This window comes from Sphingomonas sp. Leaf208 (genome assembly GCF_001421415.1).
GTDB lineage: Bacteria > Pseudomonadota > Alphaproteobacteria > Sphingomonadales > Sphingomonadaceae > Sphingomonas.
The window spans coordinates 492467-498466 of record NZ_LMKH01000034.1 but is presented as its reverse complement, the minus strand read 5'-3'; the positions used below and the strand labels follow the sequence as shown (position 1 = coordinate 498466).

1 protein-coding gene is annotated in these 6000 nt (G+C 60.8%); it reads right to left on the bottom strand.

The genetic code is table 11. The annotated features are described in order from the left end of the window. Positions 1 to 527: 527 nt before the first annotated feature. The gene (locus tag ASE69_RS15040) at positions 528 to 5570 is read right to left on the bottom strand and encodes a Calx-beta domain-containing protein (RefSeq protein ID WP_082453142.1); all 5043 of its coding nucleotides are present in this window, start codon (positions 5568 to 5570) and stop codon (positions 528 to 530) included. Positions 5571 to 6000 lie beyond the last annotated feature (430 nt).

Below are 6000 nucleotides of genomic sequence, written 5' to 3'. Positions count from 1 at the left end.
CGAGGCGCATCCGCACCGCGCTTTGCGCTATCGATCACCCCGCGAGTTCATCGCGCAAACCTGCGAGGCCCTGTCAGGCCTTTAGGGGGCAACAACAGTGACCCCCGCATTACGAAGGCTATTGACGCATCGCAAATAATTATGATTTTACATGTGCTTACGAGTCATTGCGGCCTGCCCCGGCGGCAGCACCCAGCCCCTTCCCAGTTTGACCGAAGACCTTCAATCGGTCGCTTCCTGGTGAAAGCACTTTGGCTTGGGAAAATCCCGAAAGTCGACCTGCGCTATACCTGCAAGCACGTATTAGCTACCGTTCTGCGCTGGTGCGATCGAGAGCGGGTAACACGAGCCTGGGACATTGCCCTGCACCTTCATAACCACACGACGATAGCTCTGTTCTCAACTGGCTCTGATGCGCATTGGAGCGCGGCCGGTCACCCTCTCTCGTGAAGCCGGCAATGCTCGGACCGCTTATCATGGTAGAGAAGGCGCAAGCGTTTTGCCCGCGCCTTCTGCTACCTCTCACGTCAGATTTGATCAGGCGCCGCCGCCGAACCTAACGTCGAACCAACGAGACTGTACACGTAGTACGAAGTGCCGTCGCGCATTACCGTGCCGTCGAACTCCAGCGACCGGACGCCAGCGCCGGCCGCGCTTTCGAGTGCGACCGAACCGTTACCGAATGTGAACACGTTGCCGCGACCTGCGGCGATGATGCCGTCGCGGTTCCCGTCCGGTAGTGCGGTTAGGCTGACGAGGAAATCGTTGTCCGAAAAATCGGCAATGCGATCACGTCCGCCAGCCCCTGCGGCTTCGTATAGGAACGTGTCAGACCCTGCGCCGCCGATCAGGAGGTCGCTACCCTGCCCGCCGATAAGCAAATCGTTGCCGTCGCCACCGTCCAGCTTGTCGTTGCCAGCCAGCCCGAACAGGCGATCGTTGCCGTCCCGCCCTTCGAGCATATCATTCCCGGTCGTGCCGTTCAGCGTCTCGTTAGGACCGCCAACGACATCGTTCGCAAACTGCGCCACCGCCCGGTTTGGATCAGTCGCCGATCCGACGTTGCTGTAAACGAAATAGGACGTTCCGCCCCGCACAAACGCACCGTCATATTCAAGCGAGCGGACCGTGCCGCCCGCTGGCGAAGCGACCGCCACCGAACCGCCGCTTGCCAAGTCGAACACCCCGTTGGGGCCGGCAGAAATAATGCCGTCCCGGTTGTTGTCGCGGAACGCCGCGGTGGCCACCACGAAATCGTCGCTGCCGAAATCAATGATCCGATCAAATCCGCCAGCGCCTTTCGCGTCGTAGAAGAATGTATCAGAACCTGGGCCGCCGCTTAGCGAGTCGCTCCCAAGACCGCCGGTCAGCAGATCGTTGCCCGCTCCCCCCTCGATCACATCATCTCCGGCGTTGCCCGACAGCCGGTCATCGCCGCCGAACCCCTGGAGGAGGTCTACATCACCGGTGCCGTTCAAGGTCTCGGCAAAGCTGCGGAAGTCAAACTGCGCCAACGCCGGATCGTGATCTGACAGCGCCGGATTAACGCCGCCTTGGCTATTATACCCGGTGTTGATGTGGACAACGTCGTAGCTGGCGACGGCGCTAAGCTGCTGATCCACCAATACGTGGTCGATCGCCTGACTGCGTCCGTCGAAGGCGTAGGTATAGCGCTCTGCCTCAGTCAGTTCGGTGACCGTCAGGTTGTCAAATCGCGCGCCGCCTTCTCGGGCATTGCCGTTCGCGTCGACGTACCCGGTCGCCGCCTCGAGCGGACGATAAAAGTAGAAGTCGTTCCAGTCTCCGCCTGCGATGATGCGGTTGCCCAACGATCCGGACTGTACGGTATTGAGCATGTGCCAGATATCGTCGGCGATCTCGTTGCGCTTCTCCCAGCCGGCGTTTTCCGGCTGGCCTGCCTCGATGTTCTGATCAATCTGCCAGAACTGGCCCGACCCGCCCTTCGAGGGCAGGTGGTTGGCAGTGACATAGACCGCGTTGCCATTGAATGTGAATTCGCCCAGCAGCGACTTACGCGTGTTCGTCCAGTCCGTCGTGTTGATCTGATCGGCTATCATACTGTCGTCGAAGGCGATGGCGTCGCTCGCATCGCGAACGCCGTCGCCAATGCGGTCGGTGAACGCACGACGCTCGGCCAGACTGGCGTCAGCGGCCAGGTTGCCGAGTTGCACGCGGTTAGTATTGTACAGGAAGCCGACGCGAATGTTCCCGCTCGGCTCACCACCTTCGGCATTGTACACGGGCGCCTCGTCCACCCACTGGTAGCGTTCGCCCGTCGCGGCGTTGACCGCGTCGATCAGTAACTGCCACGTCTGCGACGCATCCGTGCCGGTAGAGGATGCACCGTCGCCCGCAGCGGCGCCGTTGTTGTCCTGTATTTCCTCGATCGAGAGGATGTCGGGCGCATCAAGATTGTTGGCGATTGCGTCCGCCAGCGCAGCGAAGCGCGCAGTGCCGTCCGTGGGGTCAAGATTCTCGACGTTGAACGTCGCGAAGGTCAGTGCCCGCTCGTCCGCTACGATAGACGTGACCTCCCGAACCGGCGTCGTGTCTTCCACAATTGTCACAGGCTCCGTCACGAACAGCTTGAGATCCGTGAAGTCGAATTCGAGGATGCCGGTGACATCGCCGAGCTTGTCGCCCATCGACACCGTATCGACTAGACCGGTAGAAGCCGGTGTTGCGAAGTCGGAGAAATCGACCTCGAAGATATCCGGATTGACGTCGCCGTCATGGAGGTAGTTGCCGCCGCTATGCGTATCGTCCTGCGGGTCGTCCGGCGTGTTCGGGGGCGACAGCGCGGGATCGCCTGCGACTGTGTAGCCGCCGCGGCTGTTGATCTGGTCGGCATCGGCATGGACGGTCGAATAGGCCTTAAAATATGGATCGCCGCCGGTGGTCGAGACAAAGCCGTCCGCCGCCACCATGTCGGGCAGGGTGATGTGCATGCCCTCGATCGTCTCAAAGAAGTCGAGCGCGTCATTCTCCGGGTCAAAACCAGGGGCGGTGCCGGTATTGAAATAGTTCGGCACCTCGTCGGTTAGGATCGAATTCGGGATGGTGCGGCCATCCGATCCGTCCAGCACCAGCGTTGGCAACGCCTGATTGCGGGCGTCGACCGTGATCCCCTCGATCCCCATCAGCACCGTACGCGGCAGGTTGCCAAAGGCCTGGTATTCCATGATGTGCGCGGTAACGGTGACCAAGTCGCCAGCCCGAAGGTCGGGCGCGACCGACGCGAGCGTGCGTCCGTTGTTGCTATCGTCGCGGGTCATTACGAAGATGCCTTCGGAAGTCAGCGCGCTGATGTCCCAGTCGGCTTCCTCCTCCATCAGGTAGAAGCCTTGACGTGCGCCGACGCCGTCGGCCGCGGTGACGACGGCCTGAATGGTGACGGTGATCATCGACTGAGTATTGAAGCCGGTCACGCCGTCGGACGCCAGGAGCGCGCTAAAGTGAGCAGAACCTTGGACGTCATGGATTGCGAATACGTCGTCGGTTAGGATGTTACCCTGGCCCAGCGAGTCCTCTAACGTTGCTCCGTTCGTCGCATTCGACAGCGATACGAAGAAGCTTTCAGTAGCTTCGGGAGAATCGTCGCCGTTCACCGCAACCGTAATTGTGCTGCTCGTTTGGCCCGCAGCAAATTCGATCACGCCCAATGCTGCATCGAAGTCGATCCCTACTGTCGCGGTATTGCTGACCGTCTGGTATCCGACCGAGAACGGCGTTTCACCGCCGGTGCGGGTCACGGTGAAGGTGGCGAAAACCTGCCCACTGTCCCCCTCCATCACGCTGGCGTCGCTGATCGACACGGACGGCGGGAGGTCATCGTCGTTGCGGCTAGTTGCCTGCCCCTGCGCATCGCTCAGCTGCGCGCCGCCGGTCGGGTTCGTCAGGTTGAGGAAAAAGGTCTCATCGCCTTCGGCCATCGTATCCCCCAGCACGGTGACCGATACGACGGCGCTATCCTGCCCGGCCTCGAACGTCAGCGTGCCCAAAGCGCTGACGTAATCGGCACCAGCGGTAGCGGTGCCGTCGGCGGTCGCATAATCGACGCTGAACGCGCCTTCGGCACCGTTCCGGACAACGGTGAACTGGACGGTCCTGCCATCGGCATTGCCTTCAAAGAAGCTGATGTCAGTCACCGAAAGCTGCGGAACCGCTGCCACGAAGCTTTGGCCCGCGTTGATCACGCCAGGGGTGTCGTCGGTAATCAGCGCGAAGGTGAAGTCGGACGCCTCGTCGCCCGATCCGACGCGACCGATCGAGGTGCCCTCGGCATCGCCGGGCTCGATCACGCCGACATCAGTACTGATCCGCCCATCGGCAGGGCCGCCGACCGCAGTGAAACTGCCTTCGTAGCTCAGGAACTCTACGACGCCATTCGGACCGATCAGCGCAAGGCCGTCCGGTGCCCCATTCTGCAGGCCGGTCGCAGAGACGCTTATCGTGCCGAAGCCGTTCTGTTGGTCTGCGATGATCCCCGACAGAGCTATCGTGCTGTAGGGCGCGCCGTTATTGCCATTGTACAGGACGATCGAATAGCCCGTCAGGTTAAGGCCTGCGGCTCCTGTGATTTCGATGAACTCGCCCTCGTCCGCGCCGGCATCATCATAGTGGAACTCGTTGATCCACGGCTGCGCCGCCACAGCCGCGATATCATCGTTACGGATCGTGCCGGACGCTTCACCGTCAGCGATGGCGGCACCGGTTCCGTTCGACAGACTCAGGGCGATCGTCTCGTCCGCTTCGAACTTCGTATCGCCGCTCACCGCGATCCGTAGCGTTCGGCTGGTTTCGCCATCGGCGAAGGTCAGGGTACCCGTTGGCAGGGCGCTCGCCACGTCGACAGCATCGGCAGTGCCGAACGTCGCGGCATAATCGACCGTGGCTGCGCCGGTGCTACCGCCGATGCGTTCGACGGTAAAGACCATCTCGGTCACGCCGTCATTGCCCTCGTCCACCAAGACGTCGGCGACACTGAATTGGCCCGCTGCGCCGGTCTTGACCGCGAAGCTTGCAGGATAGGCAACACCGGCGGCATCGTTCACCGTCCAGTTCGTCTCATCAGCGATCGCTGCCACGATTTCCGCCCTGGAGCCTTCGAGCGGCCCCGAATAGGCGGCATTGTCCTCTGCAAATGCCAGCGCGTCGGTGCCAAAGGTCAGGCCTGTCGGGACAGCACTGGTATTGGTGTTGGTCGCATCGCCGGCATAGGCCGCGTTGGTATCGGCGAAATCGATCGCGAACAGGAACGTCGGGTTCGCTGCATCGCCAACATAGGCGATGATCGAATCGCCCGTCGTGGAGGGATTAAACGAACCGGTCAGACCCGAGATTGTCACGACCGTGCCGATTGGCGTACCGGCAGGCACTGTGTAGCTGACCGTCCCCTCACCCGTGCGAAAGCCACCGGCAGCGCGCCAGCCATTGTCGGTAAAAATGATCGTCTCTCCAGACAGATCGGCTAACAATACGAAGGCGAACGACTTGACCCCCGCGTCGGCACCATAACCGACGATCGCGATATCACCCAAACTAGCCATGCTCTGCCCTCCTATTGCGACGACATCGGTTGACTAAGAGGTGCTTTCTGAACACGCGCTCGCCGTCCGCTTGTCGATTATGAAGGCAATATGCTGCGAACATGACAGCTTCGTTATTAAAACCTTAACCGCCTCAGACGCATCGCGAAAACAGGAGACCTGACGCCGCACATCCGCCCGCCCCTCATTGTGCCTTTGTGATGGTGAGCGTCACAAGGCCTGACGTCTCCCCTGTTTTTAGTCTATTTTGAGCGAGGATTTTCTAACCTTCAGAAGCCTTCGGGCACGGAGGTGGAAATGCAGAAATCTCTACGGCTGGAATAAGGTGTACGACGTCTCGAGGTCGGCGAGCTGAGGCGCCTGAAACAGCTCTAGGTTGAGGACCGGCAGTTAAAACAGCTGGTAGCCGACGAGTTGCCCACGAGTTACC